The sequence below is a fragment of the Phenylobacterium sp. genome (assembly GCF_030646615.1).
Taxonomy (GTDB): domain Bacteria; phylum Pseudomonadota; class Alphaproteobacteria; order Caulobacterales; family Caulobacteraceae; genus Phenylobacterium.
Genome location: NZ_JAUSLG010000001.1, coordinates 1 through 22,205, shown reverse-complemented (window position 1 = coordinate 22,205; position 22,205 = coordinate 1). Strand labels below are relative to the sequence as shown.

18 protein-coding genes are annotated in these 22,205 nt (G+C 69.1%); 11 read left to right on the top strand and 7 right to left on the bottom strand.

The features are described 5' to 3' along the window. The coding region (locus tag Q7S93_RS00090) for an SDR family oxidoreductase (RefSeq protein WP_304711466.1) at positions 1 to 785 on the bottom strand (785 nt) is incomplete at its 3' end. 328 nt (positions 786 to 1,113) lie between these two features. Here Q7S93_RS00090 and ctrA point away from each other — a divergent pair. The 5 genes from ctrA to Q7S93_RS00065 all read left to right on the top strand — a co-directional run bounded on the left by ctrA (position 1,114) and on the right by Q7S93_RS00065 (position 7,653). Then, positions 1,114 to 1,809: a response regulator transcription factor CtrA gene (gene ctrA, locus Q7S93_RS00085; RefSeq protein WP_304711465.1), complete on the top strand. Its 696-nt coding sequence runs from the start codon at positions 1,114 to 1,116 to the stop codon at positions 1,807 to 1,809. 161 nt (positions 1,810 to 1,970) lie between these two features. Then, positions 1,971 to 4,367 carry a M20/M25/M40 family metallo-hydrolase gene (locus Q7S93_RS00080; RefSeq protein ID WP_304711464.1) on the top strand — a complete coding sequence of 799 codons (2,397 nt, stop codon included), beginning with the start codon at positions 1,971 to 1,973 and terminating at the stop codon, positions 4,365 to 4,367. A 43-nt stretch (positions 4,368 to 4,410) separates the two neighbouring features. Then, a complete protein-coding gene (gene arsC / locus Q7S93_RS00075; RefSeq protein ID WP_304711463.1) occupies positions 4,411 to 4,767 on the top strand; it encodes an arsenate reductase (glutaredoxin) in 357 nt (118 codons plus the stop codon). Positions 4,768 to 4,956: 189 nt separating this feature from the next. Then, complete coding sequence (locus Q7S93_RS00070) at positions 4,957 to 6,330, top strand: M23 family metallopeptidase (RefSeq protein ID WP_304711462.1); 1,374 nt, start codon at positions 4,957 to 4,959, stop codon at positions 6,328 to 6,330. 90 nt (positions 6,331 to 6,420) lie between these two features. Beyond that, a complete protein-coding gene (locus Q7S93_RS00065; RefSeq protein ID WP_304711461.1) occupies positions 6,421 to 7,653 on the top strand; it encodes a TetR/AcrR family transcriptional regulator in 1,233 nt (410 codons plus the stop codon). A 231-nt stretch (positions 7,654 to 7,884) separates the two neighbouring features. Here Q7S93_RS00065 and Q7S93_RS00060 read toward each other — a convergent pair whose 3' ends face one another. From Q7S93_RS00060 to ubiG, 4 genes are all read right to left on the bottom strand, one after another. Beyond that, the gene (locus tag Q7S93_RS00060; protein WP_304711460.1) at positions 7,885 to 8,970 is read right to left on the bottom strand and encodes a Zn-dependent alcohol dehydrogenase; all 1,086 of its coding nucleotides are present in this window, start codon (positions 8,968 to 8,970) and stop codon (positions 7,885 to 7,887) included. Between the two features lie 197 nt (positions 8,971 to 9,167). Beyond that, positions 9,168 to 9,581 (bottom strand): hypothetical protein, encoded by a 414-nt coding sequence (locus tag Q7S93_RS00055; protein WP_304711459.1) that lies wholly within the window; start codon positions 9,579 to 9,581, stop codon positions 9,168 to 9,170. 50 nt (positions 9,582 to 9,631) lie between these two features. Next, positions 9,632 to 10,612: an alpha/beta fold hydrolase gene (locus tag Q7S93_RS00050; RefSeq protein ID WP_304711458.1), complete on the bottom strand. Its 981-nt coding sequence runs from the start codon at positions 10,610 to 10,612 to the stop codon at positions 9,632 to 9,634. A gap of 93 nt (positions 10,613 to 10,705) precedes the next feature. Continuing rightward, positions 10,706 to 11,464 carry a bifunctional 2-polyprenyl-6-hydroxyphenol methylase/3-demethylubiquinol 3-O-methyltransferase UbiG gene (ubiG, locus tag Q7S93_RS00045; protein WP_304711457.1) on the bottom strand — a complete coding sequence of 253 codons (759 nt, stop codon included), beginning with the start codon at positions 11,462 to 11,464 and terminating at the stop codon, positions 10,706 to 10,708. Between the two features lie 158 nt (positions 11,465 to 11,622). Here ubiG and Q7S93_RS00040 point away from each other — a divergent pair, with 158 nt between their 5' ends. Further along, a complete protein-coding gene (locus Q7S93_RS00040) occupies positions 11,623 to 12,873 on the top strand; it encodes an aspartate kinase (RefSeq protein ID WP_304711456.1) in 1,251 nt (416 codons plus the stop codon). Positions 12,874 to 12,886: 13 nt separating this feature from the next. Here Q7S93_RS00040 and Q7S93_RS00035 read toward each other — a convergent pair whose 3' ends face one another. Beyond that, positions 12,887 to 14,290: an MFS transporter gene (locus Q7S93_RS00035; protein WP_304711455.1), complete on the bottom strand. Its 1,404-nt coding sequence runs from the start codon at positions 14,288 to 14,290 to the stop codon at positions 12,887 to 12,889. A 95-nt stretch (positions 14,291 to 14,385) separates the two neighbouring features. Between Q7S93_RS00035 and Q7S93_RS00030 the strand changes: the two genes are divergently transcribed. Beyond that, a complete protein-coding gene (locus Q7S93_RS00030; RefSeq protein WP_304711454.1) occupies positions 14,386 to 15,012 on the top strand; it encodes a helix-turn-helix transcriptional regulator in 627 nt (208 codons plus the stop codon). Here Q7S93_RS00030 and Q7S93_RS00025 read toward each other — a convergent pair. Next, positions 15,009 to 17,339, bottom strand: a complete 2,331-nt coding sequence (locus Q7S93_RS00025; protein WP_304711453.1) for a heavy metal translocating P-type ATPase — start codon at positions 17,337 to 17,339, stop codon at positions 15,009 to 15,011. The two genes, Q7S93_RS00030 and Q7S93_RS00025, sit on opposite strands and share 4 nt — an antisense overlap. 97 nt (positions 17,340 to 17,436) lie before the next feature. On the opposite strand from Q7S93_RS00025, the gene Q7S93_RS00020 reads away from it, so the two are divergent. The 4 genes from Q7S93_RS00020 to ispG all read left to right on the top strand — a co-directional run. Next, positions 17,437 to 17,715, top strand: coding sequence for a metal-sensitive transcriptional regulator (locus Q7S93_RS00020; RefSeq protein WP_304711452.1), 279 nt, complete (start codon positions 17,437 to 17,439; stop codon positions 17,713 to 17,715). Positions 17,716 to 17,802: 87 nt separating this feature from the next. Continuing rightward, positions 17,803 to 20,064: a phosphoenolpyruvate--protein phosphotransferase gene (gene ptsP / locus Q7S93_RS00015; protein WP_304711451.1), complete on the top strand. Its 2,262-nt coding sequence runs from the start codon at positions 17,803 to 17,805 to the stop codon at positions 20,062 to 20,064. 150 nt (positions 20,065 to 20,214) lie between these two features. After that, the gene (locus Q7S93_RS00010) at positions 20,215 to 21,216 is read left to right on the top strand and encodes a helix-turn-helix domain-containing protein (RefSeq protein ID WP_304711450.1); all 1,002 of its coding nucleotides are present in this window, start codon (positions 20,215 to 20,217) and stop codon (positions 21,214 to 21,216) included. 56 nt (positions 21,217 to 21,272) lie between these two features. Then, positions 21,273 to 22,205 (top strand): flavodoxin-dependent (E)-4-hydroxy-3-methylbut-2-enyl-diphosphate synthase (gene ispG / locus Q7S93_RS00005; protein WP_304711449.1); only part of this gene is annotated, 933 nt, incomplete at its 3' end.

Genomic DNA, 22,205 nt, shown 5'->3' with positions numbered 1-22,205 from the left:
AACAGCTTGTCGGCCAGGCCCGGCGCCCCGCCGCCCAGCAGCACCATCTGGCGACCTCCCGAGCCGACCGTGAGGTGGCGCACGGGATGGATCGCGGCATAGAGGATCGCATCGGCCACCACCTCTGGCGCATAGACCGGCGGCGGCACGCGGGGCGCCTTGTCCATGTAGTTACGTGCATGGTCTGCAAACGGCGTGGAGATGCTGCTGGGCTTGATGAGGGTGACACTGATCGGCGCCTTGGCCCGGGCGAGCTCCATCCTCAGGGTGTCGGTGAAGCCCTTCACCGCATGCTTGGACGCCGCATAGGCGCCCATCAGCGGCACGGCGACATCGGACAGAACCGAGCCGACATTGATGATCGCCCCGCCGGTGCGACGGCTCTTCAGATGCTTTACGGCTTCCAGCGACCCATTGACCACGCCGAAATAGTTGGTGCGGAACAGGCGCTCGTGATCCTCGATCGGGACCTCGTCGGAGCTTCCGTACATGCCGACGCCGGCGTCGTTGATCCAGGTGTCGAAACCGCCGAACCGCGCGATGGCCGCCCGGGCGATGGTCTCCACATCAGCCGGATCCCCCACATCGCCGGCCACGGCGTGAGCCCGGCCGCCTGCGGCGTTAATATCTTCGGCGATCGCCTTCAGCGCCTCGCCGTTGCGAGAGGCCAGGACCACCGCGGCCCCGGCCTTGGCCGCCTTGCGCGCCGTCGCCAGGCCGATGCCCGACGAGGCCCCGGTGATCACGATGACCTGCTCGGAGAGGGGCTTCAGCTTGGCGGACATGACAAATCCTTGCGTGTTCAATGGGTCTGGCGCGGGGGCGGGTTCGACCATTGCAACGGCTCGGCCCTGGTCCCGTTCCCGCAAGGCTGGCCAGAACGGCGATTCAGCGTTCGCCGCCGCCGTCCAATCACGAAAGATTCAACTGGACGGCGACTCGCCGCCCCGTCCGCGGCCTTCCGCTGATTCTGAAATCGGATTAACGAATTGCTCAGAGGCCTTTCACTATTAACCGGTCTTAAATTAACTCGCCCGCAAGATTACCGGGAGGGCTTGAGGCGGCTGTGAATGTGCCGACCATCAAGCTGCGCTGTCGTTCGAGGAGGGACTCATGCGCGTTCTGTTGATTGAGGATGACAGCGCTACGGCGCAGAGCATCGAACTCATGCTGAAGTCAGAAGGCTTCAACGTCTATACGACCGACCTGGGTGAGGAAGGCGTCGATCTGGGCAAGATCTACGACTATGACCTCATCCTGCTCGACCTGAACCTGCCCGATATGAGCGGCATGGACGTGCTGCGCACCCTGCGGGTCGGCAAGATCAACACCCCGATCATGATCCTCTCGGGCACGGCCGAGATCGACACCAAGGTCAAGACGTTCGGCGCCGGCGGCGACGACTACATGACCAAGCCGTTCCACAAGGACGAGCTGATCGCCCGCATCCACGCGGTGGTCCGTCGCTCCAAGGGCCACGCCCAGTCGGTCATCCGGACTGGCGACATCCTGGTCAACCTGGACGCCAAGACGGTGGAGGTGAACGGGTCGCGGGTTCACCTGACCGGCAAGGAATACCAGATGCTGGAGCTGCTCTCCCTGCGGAAGGGCACGACGCTCACCAAGGAAATGTTCCTGAACCACCTCTATGGCGGCATGGACGAGCCCGAGCTGAAGATCATCGACGTCTTCATCTGCAAGCTGCGCAAGAAGCTGGCCGCCGCCGCCGAAGGCAAGCACCACATCGAGACCGTCTGGGGCCGCGGCTATGTGCTGCGCGACCCGCAGGAATCCGCCGTCGCGGCCTGAGGCCGCCCCAGGCGACCCTGACGACAACGACCTGAAGAACGCCCGCTGCTCCTCCGGCGGGCGTTTTTTGCGTTCGCCCCTCGCGGCCGGGGCGAGCAAGCGTAGCCAGGCCCTCGAAACAGTCTAGGCTCTCGCGCCGGGAGTGTAGCGGGAGGCGAGGCATGGAACGCACCATCGCACTGGCGGCCTGCCTGGCCATGGCCCTGGCCCTGGGCTGGCTCGGGGAGCGTGGTCCAGCGCCCCGCCCCGCCGACGCCGCAGCCGAAACCTTCTCAGCCGTCCGAGCCTTCGAAGACATCGCGGTGATGGCGAAGGCGCCCCACCCCTTGGGAACGCCGGCCAACTTCGCCGTTCGCGATCACCTGGTCGCCCGAATGGCGGCGATGGACCTGTCCCCGCGGGTGGTTGTGGCTCGCCCCTTCGTCGCCCGCACCTATTCGGGCCAGACCTATGTGACCGGCGGCCGGGTCGAGAACGTCATCGGCGTGCTGCCCGGCCGCGACCCTGAGGCCCCGGCCCTGGGTCTGATGGCCCACTACGACAGCGTGCCGCGCTCCCCCGGCGCGGCCGACGATGCGGCGGGCGTCGCTGCGGCCCTGGAGATCGTGCGGGCCTTCCGGGCCCGCGGTCAGCCGGAGCGGGACGTGGTCCTGATCATGACCGATGGCGAAGAGGCGGGCCTGCTGGGCGCCCGGGCCTTTTTCCAGAACGATCCCCTGGCCGGGCGCATCGGCTTTGTCATCAATATGGAGGCCCGCGGCTCGGCCGGACGGGCCAATATGTTCGAGACCGGCCCCGACAACGGTCCAGTCATCGACCTGTTCGTTCGCACCTCGCCGGGCTCGCCGTCCAACGCCCTGGCGGTGTTCGCCTATGAGCAGATGCCCAATGACACCGACTTCTCGATCGCCCGCGACCAGGGAATCCCTGGCCTGAACTACGCCTTTGTCGGCCGCCAGTTCGACTATCACAGCCCCACATCGACGGTGGAGACCCTGTCCGCACGCTCGGTCCAGGACCTGGGCGACCAGACCCTGGCGGCCGCCGTGGCTATCGCCTATTCCGACACCCTGCCCGGCCGAGGTCCCAACCGGGTCTATTCCACGACCTTCGCCGGCCACATGCTCGCCTATCCCGCCATGGTCGGCTGGGGGGTGATCGCCGCGGCCGCCCTGCTTCTGATCCTGGCCGGTTTCCAGGCGCGGAAAAGCGGCGCGCCGGTGCGCTGGCTCGACGCCGGGCAAGGAATTCTGGCGGGGCTCTATATCCTCGTCGCCGTCGCCGTGATGCTGCGGTTCGCCAGGCGGGCCAGCGGCGCCGGGTTCGGATTCCTTGAGCAGCATCTTCTGCTGGCCCAGGCCGCCCGGTTCGAGGCCGTTCTGGTTCTGCTCGCCCTGGGGGTCGTGCTGCTAGGGGCTGCGGCCCTGGCCAAGGGCGGCATGCGCCTGACCACCGCCCTGGCGCCCCTGGCCGCGGCCGTGGGCTGCCAGATCTTCGGCGGCTGGGACCTTGCGGGCCTGGCCCTGGGCCTGGTGGCGGCCGTGATCGCCCTGGCCGCCTTCGGTCGCCCGGCCGAGCGTAGCGGCGCCTGGGTCGGCCTGTTGGCCAGCGGCCTGATCGCCGCCGTCGCCCTGCAGGTCCTCGCCCCCACCACTGCCTTCCTGGTCGCCTGGCCGGTGCTGCTGGCCAGCGGCGGGGCGGCGCTCAGCCGGCTGGGGGAGCGACGCCCGCTCGGCCTTCGCCTGGTCCTGATCCTCCTGTGCGGAGCCGGCCTCGGATGGTTGGCGGGCCTGGCTCACGCCGTCTTCGTCAGCCTCGACCTGGTGGAGCTCCTGGCCCTGACCGCCTGGCTCGCCGCCTTCTTCCTCTGGCCCTTCGCCCACCCCAAGATCGGCGGGGCGGGACGGGTCACCGCCCTCCTGGTCCTGGGCGCCGGCCTGGCCTTGCTGGGGCTGATGCGGGCCGACCCGCCGTGGTCGGAGCGCTACCCTCGCGCCACCCTGATCTACTATCTCGCCGACCAGACCGCGGGCGAAGCCTATCGTATCGAGGCCGCCCCACGGCTCACCGACTGGAGCCGCCAGGCCCTGAACGCCCCAGACGGCCACATCGCCCGCCTTGAGGCCCCGCCTATCCTGTCACGGCAGGTCTGGGCGACGCCGGCGCCGATGCTGGCTCTGCCGGAGCCCGCCCTGGAACTGGACGCCGGGGGTGGTCGCCAGGTGTTTTCCGCCGCCGCGCCCCCTGCCGCACGAATTCTCGCCCTGGAGATTCGCGTGACCGGCGAGGTGGCCGATGTCCGGCTGAATGGCCAGCCCGCCCCGCTGTTTGCGACGCCAGACGCCTGGTCGCGGCTATGGTGGACCGGCGACGCGCGCCCGCTCGAGGTCAGCTTCACCCCCATTGCGCAAGCTGGTCGGCTGGAGGTGCGCTATGGGGCGATCACCGAGCGCTGGCCGGTCGGCGCAGCTCCCCTGCCGCCGCGGCCCGACGAGATCATGGCCTTCGACACCTCCGATTCCCTGATCGTGAAAGGGGAAAAGGCGTTTTCCTGGTGAGGCGGAGCTTGGTTCGGAGAGCGGGCTCGGCTATCGATGGCCCATGAGCCGACCCGACGTGGTGATCTATCACAACCCCGCCTGCGGAACTTCGCGTAACACCCTGGCGCTGCTGCGCGAAAAGGGTGTGGAGCCGACGGTCGTCGAATATCTCAAGACCGGCTGGACGAAGGAACAACTGCAAGAACTGGCGGATCGTTCCGGCGGCGGCGTCCGCGCCCTGCTCCGGGAGCGGGGGACCCAGGCGGCCGAGCTTGGCCTCACCGACCCCGCCGCCTCGGACGAGGCGATCATCGCCGCCATGATCCTCGACCCAATCCTCGTGAACCGTCCCATCGTCGTCACCGGCAAGGGCGCGGCCTTGTGCCGTCCGGCCGAGCAGGTTCTGGCTCTACTGTGAATAGATTCAGCGTCCAGGCGACCGAACTCTCCCCTGGCGCGCCAAGACGCGACAAATCGACCAATGTTCCTAAAGTTACCAACGGTTAACCGCATGACACGACCCTGGCGTAGCCTACCACTCGCTGTATCCCGCCGTGTCAGGTCGCTGTTGGCCCAGACTGTGGCGTCGTTGGAATCCGGGGGCACGATGCAAGAGTTCGATCCGAGACGGCCGACCCTGCGCTATACGCCCCGCCTGATGGTGGGGATCGGGGGGATCTGCGCCCTGGCCCTGGGCTGGAAACTGACGGCCGCCGAAGCCACCGCGCCCATGCCGCAGAAGCTCGACTCCGCGGCCATCGCCATGCTGCAGCATGAGGCCTTCGCCCAGGCCGAGGCCCTGCCCGGCTTCGCGCGGCCTGAGAATGTCGCAGTCAAGGTCCTGCCGGGCGACACCCTCGAAGCGGCCGTCGCCCGCACCGGCGTCTCCAGCGAAGAAGCCCGCCGCGCCGTTCGCACCCTCGGCGAAGCCATGGACACGGTTCACATCAAGGCCGGCATGACCTTCGACGCCTCCATCGCCCGACCGAGCGGCGAGATGGGCGAGGCCGGCGAGGCGCGTCTGGTCGGCCTGTCCCTGCGCACGGGTCCGGCCACGGCGATCACCCTGTCGCGCACCTTCGACGGCGCCCTGCGCCTGCGCGAAATGGAAGAGGCCATCCGCAGCGAGACCACGGTCGCCCAGGGCGAAATCCACGGCTCACTCTATGAAAGCGCGGCCAAGCTGGGGGCGACCTCGTCGGTCACCTCCAAGGTGGTGAAGCTGTTCGCCCACAAGCTGGACTTCCAGCGCGACATCAAGGCCGGCGACGAATTCAAGCTGGTCTTCGAGCGCAAGGTCACCGAGTCCGGCCGCGTGGTCGAGACCGGCGAACTGGAATACGCCGAGGTCAAGGGCGTGAAGTTCTATCGCTTCGAACGCAACAATGGCGACGTCGACTATTTTGACGAGACCGGGAAGAACATCCGCGGCTTCCTGCTGCGCACCCCGGTGGACGGCGCCCGCATCACGTCGAATTTCGGCCCCCGCCGTCACCCGGTGCTCGGCTTCCGCCGCAGCCACCAGGGGGTGGACTTTGGAGCCGGAACCGGCACCCCGATCCTGGCGGCCGGCGATGGCGTGGTCGTCGAGGCCCGTCGCTGGGGCGGCTATGGCAACTGGGTCCGCCTGCGCCACGCCAATGGCTGGGAGACCGGCTACGCCCACACCTCGCGCTACGCCAAGGGCATCCGCCCCGGCGTTCGGGTCAAGCAGGGCCAGGTGATCGCCTATGTGGGCTCCACCGGCATGTCCACCGGACCCCACCTGCACTACGAAGTCTGGAAGGACGGCCAGCGGGTCAATCCGATCGGCGCCAAGGTGCCCCAGGGCACGGTCCTGGCCGGGGGGGAACTGAACGCCTTCAAGGCCAAGATGGCCCGCATCGACACCATGCTGGCCAAGGCTTCGCCGGCCGGCGACGGGGTCAAGCTCGCCGCCGCCGCCCCTGACACCATCGCGCTCGCCGACCTTCGCCGCTGAGCCGCGGGGGGCGCCGTAGCGTCAGCCTTTGCGACTCTGGCGTGCGCCCCTAAGGTTGGGTGACGTTGGTTCGTCGCAATGGGAGGCGCCATGACCGTCGCGACCCGTCCCACCACCCGCGCCCGCTATGCGGCCCGGCGGGACGCCATCCTTGCGGCCGCCTGCAAGGTCTTCATCGACCAGGGCGTCAGCGGCTTCACCCTGGCGGCCGTGGCCAAGCGGATGGATCTGCATCCGGTCAGCCTGACCTATTACTTCAAGCGCAAGGAAGAGCTGGCCGCCGAATGCATGCGGCTGACCCTGTCGCGCTTCAACGCCATGCTGGAGATCGCCGAGCAGGAGGCGACGCCGCAGAACCGCCTGCGCGCCTTTGTCAGCGCCTATTTCGAAACCCGCCGGGGCATCATCCTGGGCGAGGCGCCGCGGCTGCTGCCCTTTGGCGAGATCACCTATATCGCCGCGCCCGATGACGACGAGCTGGTCGAGGCCTATCGCGCCCTGCGCCAGCGGCTGGCCCGGCTGCTGCGCCCCACGGACGCCCCCTGGCTGACCGGTCCGCGGCGCTACATGCTGGCCCACCTGATCCTCGACCAGCTCTGCTGGTCCGACACCTGGATCGCCGGCTATGACATCGGCGACTTCGGCCGCATCGCCGAGCGGGTGGCCGACGTCATGATCAACGGTCTGGCTGCGCCGGGCCAGGACCGTCCCGATCGCCCCCTGCTGGAATTAGGCGCGCCGCCGGCCCTGAACGACGAGGTGACCCGTGACCGCTTCCTGGTGGCGGCCACCGAGATCATTAATCGCGAAGGCTATCGCGGGGCCTCGGTCGACAAGATCTCGGCGTTCCTCAACGTGACCAAGGGGTCGTTCTACCACCACAACACCGACAAGGATGAACTGGCCAAGGCCTGTTTCGAGCGCACCTTCGACCTGATCGACGAGGCCCGGACGCGGGGCAGCGCCGAGGCCACGGGCTGGCTGCGTCTGTGGCTGATCTCGGCGTCGCTCACCGCCCATCAGACCAGCGGCGAGCGGGGCCGCATGCTGCGCCACTTCGCCCTTTCGGCCATGCCGGGCGAGCTTCGCCGCTCGATCTCCGGCCGCTTCCAGCAGATCGCCAACGCCTTCGCCGGCATCATCAGCGACGGGATCGCCGATGGCTCGATCCGACCGGTCGACGCCCTGCTCAGCGCCCATCTGGTGATGGCGATGTTCAACTCGGTGCTGCTGCTGGAACATTGGGGCGAGGACGCCACCGTCGATACGGTGATGGCCGCCTATGTGCGCCCGGCCCTGCTGGGCTTTTTCACCCCGGAATAGGGGCCCGGCTCAAATGCACATAAGAAAAGGGGCGGCCTCGCGCCGCCCCTTTTTTGACGCCCCCAGAATCGTCGCTGGCGAACGCTCGCCGCGGCCGATCTCCCCCCTGGGAACATCGTTGACCGAACCTCAGTTTGCAGAGTGTCATAGCCAAGCTTTGGAGCAAGGCCGCACGCCTAATGGGGGAATGGCGGACGCCTTTAGAGCATCCGCCTGCCCTGCAGGGTGCGCCTAGGCGTCGAAGACGATGACGGAGCGGGCGATTTCCCCACGCTTCATCTCGTCAAACGCCTCGTTGACCTGGTCGAGCCGCAGGCGGCGCGAGACGAGATCATCGAGCTTCAGCTTGCCGGACATGTAAAAATCCACCAGGCGAGGCATATCGACCGGGAAGCGGTTGGACCCCATCATCGAGCCCTGGATACGCTTTTCGCCCAGGAAGGCCGCGCCCATCAGGCTGATGGTCTGCCCCACCGGGATCATGCCGATGATGTTGGCGGTGCCGCCCCGGCGCAGCATGTTGAAGGCCTGCTCGGCGGTCTTGGCCAGGCCGATGGCCTCGAAGGCGTGGTGAACGCCGCCCTTGGTCATCTCGATGACCGTCTTCACCGCGTCGCCGTCGGCCGCGCAGATGAAGTCGGTGGCGCCGAAGGCCTTGGCCAGGTTTTCCTTACCCGGCACCATGTCGATGGCGATGATCCGGCCGGCCCCGGCGATCGCCGCGCCGTTGATGGCCGACAGGCCCACGCCGCCGCAGCCGATGATCGCCACCGTCTCGCCCGGACGGACATTGGAGGTGTGGATCACTGCGCCGACGCCGGTGGTGACCGAGCAGCCAATGAGCGCAGCGCGGTCGAAGGGCATGTCCTTGCGAATGGCGACGCAGGCGTGCTCGTGGATCAGCATCTGCTCGGCGAAGGAGGACAGGTTGAGGAATTGCGGCAGGCCCTTGCCGTTCTGCAGCAGGCGCGGCTCGTCATCCTTGTCGCGCTTGGTGTCGGGGGACACGCACAGGCTCATATGGCCCGTGAGGCAATGCTCGCAGTGGCCGCAATAGGCCGAGAGGCAGGTGATGACGTGGTCGCCCGGCTTCACCGTGCGCACTTCCGAACCCACCTGCTCGACGATACCGGCGCTTTCGTGACCCAGCACGGCGGGCAGCGGATGGGGATAGGAGCCCTCGATGAAGTGCAGGTCGGAATGGCAGACGCCGGCGGCCATGGTGCGGATCAGCACCTCGTGGGGGCCGGGCTTGTTGATCTGGACATCTTCGATCTGAAGCGGCTTGCCCACTTCGCGCAGAACGGCGGCCTTCATGTCGTGCTTCCCCATTGGAGGGCCCGCTGATCGGGCCGGTTATGAGGAGGCCGCAACAACCAGCCTCCCTTCAGGAAGACTTATCGCCGTTCATATCGCAGGGGCCAAGTCCCTTTCCCACGGAACGGGCGCCGACCGGCGGGGCGGGACAACGCCCCGGCGCGGCGCGCCAGGGGTCGTCCAGCCATGGCGCGAGACTAGCGAACTTCGATCCAGATCTCGTCACGGGTGAGGCTGGTGACCGCGCCCTGTGCGCTGACATTGATCGAGCTGGCCGGCACCTCCACGGACTTGCCGTCCATGCCCAACTGGATCATGGCCGCCATGCTGTCGGAGCCTGGGTCGATTTCCTGGACCGTGCCCACGAGGGCCCCCTGGGGATCACGAACTTCGGCGCCGATGCTGAGGCCCTCGACGGTGGCGGCGGCCGCCATGCCGGCATTGGCCGCAGCGGCGGCGCCCAGATCGCCGGCCGGGGCCGGCGCGGTCATGATACCGCCGGTGGAGGTCACTTCACCGTTCACCGGCGGGCCGGGGCGAGCGACGCCCTGAGCCAGGGCGGGGCCGGCGGCAAGGCCGACCAGGGCGGCCGAGATAAGCAAGGTCTTCATGGGTTCAGTCTCCGGATGGGTCCCCGACCCCCAGTTGAACCGCAGCCAGCCTATCCGGTTCCGCCAGCGTTAACCCTGGCCGGCTCGCCCCCTACGGCGGCGGCGCGCACTGGAACGATCGAGGCCCACAGGCGGGTCAGGTCCGGAATGACGACTTCAGGCATCCTGAAACCTTCGGGCAGCAGCGGCCGGCGCCGGGGCAGGCATTCCTCCAGGGTCGCAAGGAGCGCCTCGGCCGGTCCGTCATTGATGAAATGGTCGGCGCCGGCCACCGTGGCCAGCCGCATGGGCCGCCGCGAGCGGGTTTCGGCCACCAGCCGCTCGGCCGCGTCCAGGGGCGCGAAGTCGTCCTTGTCGCCGTGGATCACGTGGATTGGCAGGTTGAGGCGGCGCAGGGCGTCGCGCACCGGCGCCAGGCGTTCGGGCTGGCCGCTGACCTCAAGCACCGCGTGGCGCAGGTCCCGCGGGATCACCGCCATGGCCTTGGCGCCGGCGTCCAGCAGCCAGCGGGCCGTGGGACCAGGCTCGCCATAATAGCCCGACAGCAGGACAAGGCTCTTCAGGCGGCGCGAGCCCCGCCGGGCCATCAGGGTGGCGATGGCCGCGCCGTAGGATTGGCCGACCAGGAGAATCTTCTGACCTGGGGCGGCGTTGAGCAGGGGCGAGAGCGCCAGGGCCTGGACCTCCAGGTCCGGCACATGGTCCGCAGGCTCCGAAGCCCCGAAACCCGGCCGGTCGACGACGATCATCTCTCGGTCATGCGGCAGGGCGGCCAGAACCGGCGCCCAGTATTCCGCCCAGGAGGGCGACCCCGTCACCACGACGATCTTCCATGGGGCGGGGGTCTCCCGCGGCGTCTCAAGGGCCGAAATCCGCCAGCCCAGGCCGCCGCCAGCCGTGAAGCTGGTCCGTCGCACGACGCTCTCCGGATAGTCTTCTGAGGTGGGAACGTGCTCGGTGCGGCCGAGCACGGTTGAGGTCAGGCAGGCGAGGCCCACGCCCACCACGCCCTTAGGTCGCTTGCGCGCCACGCTTATCTTCCTTCAGTGCGGTCCATGTCGGTTGTGAAAACGCCCAAGCCTTGAGTCGGTTCGCCGACATCTCGAATTGCCCCGGGCCCGGCGTCAGGGCGTCGCCCGCGTCACCGTCATCATGTAGTTCACCTGGCTGTCGCGGGAGGTGGACCACTGGCCGGTCAGGGGGTTGAAGACCACGCCATAGGGGCCGTCCACATGCACCGGCTCGCCGGCCAGGAAGCCGCGCAGTTCGTCGGGTTTCAGGAACTTGCGCCAGTCGTGGGTGCCCGCCGGCAGCCAGCGCAGCACATATTCGGCCCCGACCTTGGCCAGCGCCAGGGCCTTCAGCGTGCGATTGAGGGTGGCGACGATCATGATCCCCCCAGGCGCCAGCAGCTGGGCGCAGCTGCGCAGATAGGCCCCGGGATCGGCCACGTGCTCGATCACCTCCATGTTGAGGATCACGTCGAAGGGGGCGGTCCCCTCGGCCAGCAGCTGTTCGGCGGTGGCGCAGCGATAGTCGATGACCAGGCCCTGCTCGGCCGCGTGGGTCGAGGCCGTGCCGATATTGCGCTCCGAGGCGTCGACGCCGGTGACGGCGAAGCCCAGCCTCGTCATCGGCTCCGACAGCAGGCCCCCGCCGCAGCCGATGTCCAAAAGGCGCAGGCCCTCGAACGGGCGCCGGGCTGCCGGATCGCGGCCGAAGCGCGCCAGGACCTTGTCGCGGATGAAGGTCAGGCGCGTGGGATTGAACCGGTGCAGGGGCGCGAACTTGCCGTGCGGGTCCCACCATTCGGCGGCGATGCGGGAAAAGCGCTCGACCTCGTCGGGGTCGATGCTGGAGCGGAGATCGGGAGCGGCGGACATGGCTCACATATAGCGTGCGGCGAGGTTTGCGGAAGGCGCCCCACCGTCGCGGCGCCCCATAGCCGCCAGGGGCGCGACGGTGACCTGTGAATGTTACGTTGCAGCGCGGCTTGGCCGTCGGTAGAAGAGCGGCCTTCTTTAGCGGGGGTCGATCCGGCGTGGCCCGTCTGGTGATGAAATTCGGCGGCACTTCGGTGGCCGACCTTGAGCGTATCCGGCGCGTGGGACGCCTCGTGGCTGCTGAGGTGGCTGCGGGCCATCGCGTGGCCGTGGTCGTGTCGGCCATGGCCGGCAAGACCAACGAGCTGGTGGCCTGGACCGACGGAGCCGGCGCCGCCGCCCAGGGCCTGGCGCCCTCGGACGACGAATACGACACCGTGGTCGCCTCGGGCGAGCAGGTGACGGCGGGCCTGCTGGCCATGACGCTCCGCAATATGGGCGTTTCGGCCAGGTCCTGGCTGGGCTGGCAGATCCCGATCATCGCCGACGACGCCCATGGGCGCGCGCGCATCGAGGACATTCCGCCCGAGAAGCTGGCTGCGGCGCTCGACGCCGGCGAGGTCGCGGTGATCGCGGGCTTCCAGGGCGTCACCCGGGACGGCCGCATCGCCACCCTGGGCCGCGGCGGCTCCGACACCAGCGCCGTGGCCATCGCTGCGGCCCTGAAGGCCGAGCGCTGCGACATCTATACCGACGTGGACGGGGTCTATACGACCGACCCGCGTATCGAGACCAAGGCCCGCAAGCTCTCCAAGATCTCCTTCGAGGAAATGCTGGAGATGGCCTCCCTCGGCGCCAAGGTGCTGCAGACGCGATCGGTGGAGCTGGCCATGGCCCAGCACATGCCCGTCCGCGTGCTATCGAGTTTCGTAGAACCCGGAGAGGCCCCCGGTCAGGGCACCATCGTCTGCGACGAGGAGGAGATCTTGGAAAAGCGCATCGTGAGCGGCGTCGCCTATAGTCGCGACGAAGCCAAGATCAGCGTGTTCGGCCTGCCCGACCATCCCGGCGTCTCCTCGGAGATCTTCGGGCGGCTGGCCGACGCCAATGTGAATGTGGACATGATCGTCCAGAGCCACGCCCGCACCCAGGACACGGCGAACCTGGAGTTCACCGTGGGCAAGCGCGACGCGGCCCGCGCCATCGAGATCATGCGCCAGGCGCAAGGCGCCATCGGTTTCGACGATGTGGCGGTGAACGAGGACGTGGCCAAGGTCTCGGTGATCGGGGTCGGCATGCGCAGCCACGCCGGCGTCGCCAAGACCATGTTCGGCGCCCTGGCGGAGAAGGGCGTGAACATCCAGGTGATCTCCACCAGCGAGATCAAGATCAGCGTGCTGATCGATGCGGCCTATACCGAACTGGCCGTTCGCGCCCTGCACGCCGCCTACGGCCTCGACAAGCTCTAGTCAATTTAAGGCCTTAGGCGCCGGCGGCTTCGGCCCTGGGGGTCAGCCGCCAGGCGGTGACGATGGCCAGAGCCGCCACCGGCGTCGCCACGGCGAAGACCGCATAGGCGGCCGAACGCGCGGTCTCCAGGGTCAGGCCCTCGCCGAACCCGGCGAGATTGGCGATGGCGCCGGCCACCGCTGCGCCGGCCGCCGCGCCGGTGAAGCGCACCGTGTTGATCGCCCCGCCCCCCAGGCCCCGCTCTTCGGCCGGCAGGGCGGCCAGCACCATCTGGTTCATGAAGGCCGAGGACAGGCCAAAGCCGGCCCCCAGCAGGATGGCCGCCGCCAGCAACGACCACAGCGGACCATCGGTCAGCACCCAGATGAACATGGCCACGCCCAGGGTGGCGCTGACGGCGCCGGCCCGGACCATGCGGCTGCGCCAGGCGCCGGTGAGGTTGGAGACCGCCAGGGCTGCGGCCGTCCAGGCCAGCGCCTCGACGCCGACCACATAGCCGGCCCCCAGGGCCGAATAGCCTCGGGTCGCCTGGAGGATGGCCGGGCCATAGACGGTGAAGCCCATGGAGGCCGCCGTCATCAGGAACATGGTGGCGAAGCCCAGGCCCGCCACCGAGCCGAGGTCCCCGGAACTGACCGGCAGCAGGCGCACCGGCGCGCGGACATCCACCCGAACACTGTAGATCAGGATGGCGAGGCCGGCGGTCACCAGGACCAAGGCCAGCATGAAGCCGCCCATCAGGTCGGCGCCGGCGATGGCCGAGACGCCGACGCCCACCAGCAGGAGCTGGCGCGCGGGGATCGCGCCCCCCTGCCCCTTTTCGCCCCGCGGCAGCAGGACCAGGGCGGCGAGCGCCACGGCCAGGGCCTGGATCACGAAGGCGCCGAAGGCCCAGCGCCAGTGGCCCGCGTCGGCGAAGACGCCCCCCATCATGGGGCCGATCAGGGTGGCGATCCCCCAGATGCCGGTCATGACGGCATAGACCTTGGGCAGGGTCCGATCGGGAAACAGCAGGCCCACCGCCACCGAGGCGAAGCCCGCCAGCCAGCCGCCGCCAACCCCCTGGACCAGACGCCCGATCAGGAAGGTCCAGATGTCCGGCGCGACCGCGCTCATCAGGCAGCCGGCGGCATAGAGGGCGGCGGAAAAGGCGAAGGCCGTGCGCAGGCCGACCTGACCGGTCAGCCAGCCGGCGCTGGCCCCGGCCACCACAGACCCCAGCAGGAAGCCCGCCGTGGCCCAGCCGAAATAGGCGTAGCCGCCGAGGTCGGCGCCGACGCTGGGCATGATGGTCGCGGTGACCAGGCTGTCGGCCGCATGCAGCCAGACCGCCAGGCAGATGAGGATGAACTGGGCGAGGCGCCCCTCGGCCAGGACGTCTTTCCAACTGCCGGGAGCGGCCACCGCAGGGGGCATTTTTAACAAGCTCGAGATTGCGAAATCGACTTGACCCTCGCTACCGACCTCGCAATGATTTCGCAACCTGATAATTGTCAAATTCCACGAGGCCGATGCCCTCTTCCGCCGACCAGATCCTGCTGCAGCTCAAGACCCGGGGCGAGACCACCACCGCCGCCCTGGCCGCGCAGCTTGGCGTCAGCCGCCAGGCCGCTCGCCAGCAGATGGAGAAGCTGGCCGCCGCCGGTCTTGTGGAGGGCGAGGCCGAGCGCGGCGGGGTGGGGCGTCCCCGCCAGACCTGGGCGCTGACGGCGGCCGGTCACGCCCGCTTCCCCGACGCCCATGCCCAGGTCAGCATCGAGCTGCTGGAGGCCGTGCGCGAGGAGTTCGGCGCCGCCGGGCTCGAACGCCTGATCGCCCGGCGCGAGGCCATCAGCGGCCAGGCCTACGCCGCGGCGCTGGAGGGCGCGCCAGATCTTGAGTCCCGCCTGACCCGCCTGGCGAGCCTGCGCGCGGCCGAGGGCTATATGGCGCAATGGGCGCCGGCCGGCGACGGGACCTATGTGCTGATCGAAAACCATTGCCCGATCTGCGCCGCCGCCCAGGCCTGTCAGGGGTTCTGCCGTTCGGAACTGTCTCTGTTTCGCGCCCTGCTGGCCCCGGCCCGGGTGGAGCGGATCGACCATATCCTGCAAGGCGCCCGCCGCTGCGCCTACCTCGTCACCCCGGCCGCGACCTAGAGCTTCAGGCTGCGCAGACGCAGGGCGTTGCCCACCACGCTGACCGAGGACAGCGACATGGCCGCCGCAGCGATGGCCGGCGACAGCAGCAGGCCAAAGACCGGATAGAGCAGACCGGCCGCCAGCGGCACGCCGGCGGCGTTGTAGGCGAAGGCGAAGACCAGGTTCTGGCGGATATTGCCCATCACCGCCCGCGACAGCCTGACCGCCCGCAGGACGCCGGACAGGTCGCCGTTGAGCAGGGTCACCGCGGCGCTTTCGATGGCCACGTCGGCGCCGGCCCCCATGGCGATTCCCACATCGGCGCTGGCCAGGGCCGGGGCGTCGTTGACGCCGTCGCCGGCCATGGCCACCACGCGGCCGGCCTGGCGAAGCTCGGCGACGATACGCGCCTTGTCCTGCGGCGAGACGTCCGCCCTCACCTCGTCGATCCCCAGGCGCGCAGCCACCGCCTGGGCCGTGACCTCATTGTCGCCGGTGAGCATGAGGATGCGGAGGCCGGCCGCATGCAGGGCGGCGATGGCCGGGCCGGTGCTGGCCTTGATCGGATCGGCGATGGCGATCAGGCCCGCGAGCGCGCCATCGATGGCGACAAACACCACCGTCGCCCCCTCGCGCCGATGGCTCTCGGCCGCCTCGGTCAGGGGCGACGCCGAGGCGCCCTGGTCTGAGAGGAAGGCGGCGCTGCCGACGGCGACAGCGCGGCCGTCCACCCGCCCCAGGACGCCGCGGCCGATCGGCGAATCGAAGTCGCTGGGGTCGCTGAGCGACAGGCTGCGGGCCTGGGCGGCGCGGACGATGGCCGCGCCCAGGGGGTGCTCGCTGGCCCGCTCCAACCCGGCCGCCAGCCGGAGCAGATCGTCTTCCGACGTCCCCTCAATGGGCGTAACAGCCACCACATCGGGACGCCCCTCGGTCAGGGTGCCGGTCTTGTCGACCACCAGGGTGTCCACCTTTTCCAGCCGCTCCAGGGCTTCGGCCGAGCGGATCAGCACGCCCGCCTGGGCGCCGCGCCCCACACCGACCATGATCGAGATCGGCGTCGCCAGGCCAAGCGCGCAGGGACAGGCGATGATCAGCACCGAGACCGCCGCCACCAGGGCGTAGGCCAGGCGGGGCTCGGGGCCGACCAGGCTCCAGCCGATGAAGGCGGCGATCGCCACGGCGACCACCGCCGGCACAAACCAGCCCGACACCTTGTCGGCGAGCCGTTGGATGGGCGCGCGACTGCGCTGGGCCTGGGCCACCAGCTGGACGATCTGGGCCAGCAGGGTCTCGGCGCCCACCTTGTCGGCGCGCATGACGAAGCCGCCGGTGGTGTTCAGGGCGCCGGCCGACACCTTGTCGCCGACCCCCTTGGTGACCGGCAGGGACTCCCCGGTAATCAGAGATTCGTCGACCGCGGCGCGCCCCTCGATGACCTCGCCATCGACGGCGATCTTCTCTCCTGGACGAACCCGCAGCCGATCCCCAGGCGCGATCTGGTCCACCGGAACCTCAGCGTCCTGTCCGTCGGCTCCCACTCGCAGGGCGGTCTTGGGCGCCAGATTCAGCAGGGCGCGCAGGGCGCCAGAGGTCCGCTCCCGGGCGCGCAGCTCCAGGATCTGGCCGACCAGGACCAGGACCACGATGACCGCCGCGGCTTCGAAATAGAGCGGCGGCGCGCCGTGGGCGTCCCGGAAGGCGTCGGGGATCAGCCCTGGCGCCAGGACGGCGGCGGCGCTGAAGGTCCAGGCGGTCAGCACGCCCAGCGCGATCAGGGTGAACATGTTGAGCTGGCGGGTGCGCAGGGACGTCCAGCCCCGCTGCAGGAAGGGCCAGCCCGCCCACCACACCACCGGCGTCGCCAGGGCCAGCTGAACCCAGGGTCCCGTCCCATCCGGGAGCGGAACATGGAGGCCGAACAGGTGCGCGCCCATCTCCAGGACAAACAGCGGCAGGGCCAGGGCGCCGCCGATCCAGGCGCGGCGGGTGAAGTCCGTGAGTTCGGGGTTCGGCTCGGCCTCGGCCGCGACGAGATCCGGCTCCAGCGCCATGCCGCAGATCGGACAGGACCCGGGCCCCTCCTGGCGGATCTCCGGGTGCATGGGACAGGTGTAGATCGTGCCGGCCGGCGTCGGCGGTCCCGGCTCGCCGGGGGCCAGATAGCGCTGGGGATCGCCCTCGAACCGGGTCCGGCAACCGGCGGAGCAGAAATAGTAGGGCTCATCCTCATGGCGGGCCACGTGACGGGCCGTGGCGATCTCCACGCGCATGCCGCAGACGGGATCGACAGCTTCGCCGGCATTCGGCGAGGCGTGGCTCTGATGGAGGTGCGGCTCCGACATGGGTGGCGACTCCGGGTTCGCCTACGATTTATACCCCCCTGGGGCATTTCGCAATTACCGGACTGGGGTATGTTGTCCAGACCAACGGAGGCGCCCCATGAAGGACGCAGACTCGAAGTCCAAACTGGCCAATCGTCTGAACCGCATCGAGGGGCAGGTGCGCGGGGTCTCGCGCATGGTCGAGGAGGACCGCTACTGCATCGACATCCTCACCCAGGTGCAGGCGGTGCGCGCGGCGCTCGCCCGGGTGGAGACTGAACTGCTGAAGGACCATCTGGACCACTGCATCGAGGGCGCCATCGTCAGCGGTGACGCCGAGGAACAGCGGCGCAAGGCCAGCGAACTGATCGAACTGCTCGGTCGGGCCACACGATGATCGACCCTGGACCCGCGACCGGATTCCGTCTCCGATCCGACGTGCGATACTGCTAGGAAACGACGAGAGAGAGGAGACCAGGCCAAGATGGCGATGACCGGAGCGGTCATTCGGGGTCAGCGGAGCCTGCTGCGGCAGATCCGCGAGGCGGTTCAGCGCGGCGGTCCTGCGCAGGAACGCCTCGACATGGTGGTGCGCATCATCGCCCGCTCCATGGTTGCTGAGGTGTGCTCGCTCTATATGCGCCGCGCCGGCGGCGAGATGGAGCTGTTCGCCACCGAGGGCCTCGACCCCCTGGCCGTCCACCTGACCCGCATGCGCCCCGGCGAAGGCCTGGTCGGCGAAATCATGCGCCTGGGCCGGCCGCTGAACCTGGCCGACGCACCCAACCATCCGGCCTTCTCCTATCGCCCGGAGACGGCCGAAGACCCTTATCACGCCTTCCTCGGCGTGCCCCTCCTGCGCGGCGGACGGGCCATCGGCGTGCTGGTGGTCCAGAACCGCACCGAGCGGGTCTATACCGAGGACGAGGTCGAGGACGTCCAGATCATCGCCATGGTGCTGGCCGAAATGGTCGCCGGCGAACTGATCTCCGAGGACGAACTGTCGGGCGTCGAGATCGCCCCACATCGATCGGAACGGTTGAAGGGCGCGCGGTTCTCCGACGGCCTCGCCTTGGGCATTGCGGTCTTGCACGAGCCGCCGGTGGCGCCTTCGAAGCTGCTGGCCGACGACGTGGTGGCCGAAGAAGCCAAGCTGAAGAGCGCCATCTCCAGTCTTCAGGCCCAGCTCGACGACATGCTGGAGGGCCAGCACGGCCTGGTCGAAGCCTCCTACGAGGTGCTCGACACCTACCGCATGTTCGCCCACGACAGGGGCTGGAACCGCTCCCTCGAAGACGCCGTCCGCAACGGGCTGACGGCGGAGGCCGCGGTCGAGCGGGTGCGCTCGGAGCACCGCGCCCGGCTGGGCCAGGCTCGCGACCCCTATCTGCGGGAGCGGCTGCACGACTTCGAGGACCTGGCCGACCGGCTCCTGCGCCATCTCTCCGGCGACGGCCATGTGGCCCGCGACCTGCCCGACGACGCCATCCTCATCGCCCGAAACCTCGGCCCCGCCGACCTGCTGGAATATGACCGCCACAAGCTGAAGGGCCTGCTGCTCGAGGAGGGCTCGCCAGCCAGCCATGCGGCCATCGTCGCCCGCGCGCTGGATATTCCCTGCGTCGGGCGCCTGGACGGCCTGCGCGACCGGGTGAACGAGGGCGATCCGGTCATCGTCGACGCCGAGACGGGCGAGGCCTATCTGCGGCCCCGGCTGGATGTGGTCCAGGCGATCCGGTCACGGATCGAGGTGCGGTCGCAGCGCCGAGCGGAGTTCGCCAAGCTGCGCGACACCCCGGCCTTCACCCGGGACGGGGTCAAGGTCACCCTGCTGATGAACGCCGGCCTGGATGTGGACCTGGAGACCCTGGGCGAGACCGGCGCTGAGGGCATCGGCCTGTTCCGCACCGAATTCCAGTTCATGGTCGCCGAGGAGCTGCCACGCTTCAACGCCCAGACCGCGCTCTACAGCCGGGTGCTGGACGCCGCCGGCGGCCTGCCCGTGACCTTCCGCACCCTGGATCTGGGCGGTGACAAGGTGCTGCCCTATCTCGAGGCCGAGCGGGAGGAGAACCCGGCGCTCGGCTGGCGGGCCATCCGCATGGGGCTGGATCGCCCGGCCCTGCTGCGCCTGCAGCTGCGCGCCCTGATCGCCGCGGCCCGGGGCCGGGCTCTGCGGATCATGTTCCCCCTGGTGGCCAGCGTCGACGAGTTCCGCGCCGCCCGGGCCCTGGTGGATCACGAGGTGGCCTGGGCCCAGCGGCGGGGGCGGCCTGCGCCGGCCCGTCTGGACGTGGGCGCCATGATCGAGGCCCCGTCGCTGATCTGGCACCTGGACGCCCTGCTGCCCATGACCGACTTCGTGTCGGTGGGCACCAATGACCTGCTGCAGTATCTGTTCGCCGCCGACCGCGGCAACGCCCGCATGGCCGATCGCTATGACCCCCTCTCTCCCCCAGCCCTGCGGGTCCTGGCCGAGATCCAGAAGGCCTGCGCCGATACGGGCACGCCGGTGTCGGTCTGCGGCGAGATGGCCGGCCGGCCCCTGGAGGCCTTCACCCTGGTCGCCCTGGGCTATGAGCGCCTGTCCATGCCGCCGGCCGGGATTGGTCCGGTCAAGCAGATGGTGCTGTCCTGCGACCGCGAGGCGGCCCACCGCGGGGTCAGCGCCCTGATCCGCGGAACAGGCGGATCGGTGCGGGGCGAGATCGAGACTCTGGCCCGCAAGCTCTACCTCTCGATCTAAGCTTGACTGTGACGAATCGGCGTTCGGCCGACGTTGAACGGCTGCGGCTATCGTGTTATGGGAAAAGAGAAATTAACAGATCCGTGGCAAACGGACGGGGCGGGTGGCGGCTATCCGGCCGCATTTATTTTTCGGGGATGACGAGCAGCCATGGCGCTCGACACTGGGCGGGTCACTGACTTCAATCCGAGCTTTGAGGGGACGCACCCCCTCAGCGCTGTTGAAAGCTATATGCCGACCCTGGACTCTGGCCCCAACATCGGCGCCGCCCTGAAGGCGGCGCGCGAATTCCGCGGCCTCTCCCTGCAGGACGTCGCAGATTCCACCCGAATCCGACGCGCCTATCTGGCCGCCATCGAGGAGATGCGGCTGGAAGACCTGCCGTCGCGCCCCTTCACCATCGGCTATGTGCGCGCCTACGCCAAGGCGCTGGGGCTCGAGGCCGAAGCCGCCGTGACCCGCTTCAAGGCCGATGAGCCCGCAGGCGACGAGGCGCTGCGCGAACCCGTGGGCGTGCGGCGCACCGGCGACAGCCGGCTGGGCCTGGCCATCACCGCCGGCGTGCTGGTGGTCGGCGCCATCCTGGTCTGGAACTTCGCCCAGCGGGGCATCAACGAGGCCCAGCCGGCCGCGCCGGTGGCCGCCCCGCCCAGCACCGCCGAAGAGATCGCCGCCAACGCCGGGCCGCAGGGCCCGCTGTCCCTGGGCGCACCCCTGCCGGCGCCGGTGGAATCCACCGTGCCTGAGCTTTATGAAACCCCCGGCCTCGATGTGGCCGCCGCCGCCGGCGGCTCGGCTGACGCCGTGATCGCCTCGAACCGCGAAATCGCCCGGGGACCTCAGGCTGAGGCCGATCTCAGCCAGTTGCCCGCGACCTTCACGCCGGACGGGACCGTCTACGGCGCGCCGGCCGCGCCCGCCTCGCCCATCGTGCTGCAGGCGCGGGAATCTGCGGCCCTGATCGTCCGCAGCGCCGATGGCGAGGTCTATTTCGCCCGGCAACTCGCCGCCGGTGAGGCCTATCGCGCCCCTGATCTGCGCGGCCTGGTGATCGACGTCTCCGAGCCCACCGCCTTCCAGGTGTTCGTCAACGGACAGACCCGCGGCCTGCTGCCCGGCGTCCAGACTCCGCTTAGCCGCCTGGGTGACTAAAAGCGTCATGTTTCCCGGCTTGGGAAACAGCGCGGGAGGGCCTATTTTGCAGGTCCATGACCCAGCACGATCACACCCATCTCCGCCCCTGGCGCACGATAGAGCGGCGCGTCAGCCGTAAGATCCGAGTCGGGTCGGTCGAGGTGGGCGGCGACGCCCCGATCACCGTCCAGTCGATGACCAATACGCTGACGGCCGACGCCGCGGCGACCATCGACCAGATCCGCCAGCTGGAAGAGGCCGGGGCCGACATCGTGCGGGTGTCCTGCCCCGACGAGGAGTCCACCGCGGCCTTTTCGACCATCGTCAAGGCGGCCAAGGTTCCGCTGGTCGCCGACATCCACTTCCACTATCGCCGCGGGATCGAGGCGGCCAAGGCCGGCGCCGCCTGCCTGCGGATCAATCCCGGCAATATCGGCTCTCCGGCCCGGGTGCGTGAAGTGATCCAGGCGGCCAAGGACTATGGCTGCTCCATCCGCATCGGCGTCAACGCCGGCTCGCTGGAGCGCGAACTGCTGGAACGCTATGGCGAGCCCTGCCCGCAGGCCATGGTCGAGAGCGCGCTGAGCCACGCCCGCATTCTCCAGGACCACGACTTCCACGAGTTCAAGATCAGCGTGAAGGCCTCGGACGTCTTCATGACGGTGGCCGCCTATCAGATGCTGGCCGAGGCCATCGACTGCCCGCTGCATCTGGGGGTCACCGAGGCCGGCGCCCTGCGCACCGGCACGGTCAAGTCCTCGATCGGCATGGGCTCCCTGCTGTGGGCCGGCATCGGCGACACCATCCGGGTCAGTCTGGCCGCCGATCCGGTGGAGGAGATCAAGGTCGGCTTCGACATGCTGAAGTCGCTGGGCCTGCGCCACCGGGGGGTGAACATCATCGCCTGCCCGTCCTGCGCCCGGCAGGGCTTCAACGTCATCAAGACCGTGGAGGCCCTAGAGGAGCGCCTGGCCCACATCTCCACCCCCATGAGCCTGTCGATCATC